This window comes from Blautia sp. 210820-DFI.6.14, from assembly GCF_020558815.1.
Lineage (GTDB): Bacteria > Bacillota > Clostridia > Lachnospirales > Lachnospiraceae > Blautia_A > Blautia_A obeum.
Window position 1 is genome coordinate 1 of the sequence record NZ_JAJCKS010000096.1, and the last position, 533, is coordinate 533.

At 36.6% G+C, this 533-nt stretch carries 1 protein-coding gene; it reads left to right on the forward strand.

Going from position 1 to position 533, the window contains the following annotated elements:
* The first annotated feature begins 74 nt into the window (after positions 1–74).
* A complete protein-coding gene (locus tag LI112_RS17885; protein ID WP_097779536.1) occupies positions 75–458 on the forward strand; it encodes a hypothetical protein in 384 nt (127 codons plus the stop codon).
* The last annotated feature ends 75 nt before the right edge of the window (positions 459–533 follow it).

Genomic DNA, 533 nt, shown 5'->3' on the forward strand with positions numbered 1-533 from the left:
AAAGCGTAAAATTCCCGTTTATTGGGAAGTCGCAGAGAACGAAAAATCGGAATTTGGCGAAGGAGTGTGAATGGATGAAAAAGAAAATAATTCTATCAATAGCGTTTCTGATCAGTTTATTACCAATGTTATTTAACCAATATGGCGGATTAAAAGGTGTACAGGAAATTACCGGCTTGATAAATCTGCTCAATCCTATTGGAATAGTGTCTGTCATTTTGTTTGTTTTAGGAGTATGGTTTCCCGTCAAGAAACGAGTTGTTAGTAAAAGTTTAGGCGCATTAGGCGTGATTGGGATTGTGGTCTCCGAAATATATAAATTCCTCACCTGGCATACATTGACTGTCACCGGTGAAGTCAGTTTACAGAATAGCATTCGATTAGCATTCCCCGAGTTTTATATAGGATTGACCATTTCTTTGGTAATGGTGATTGCTTATTTTGTGATTGACAAGTAAACTTGGCATAAGGACAACTTCCAGTTTGTATATATCTTTTAAAAGGTATATGATTAAGAAAAACGGCAGGAGGTA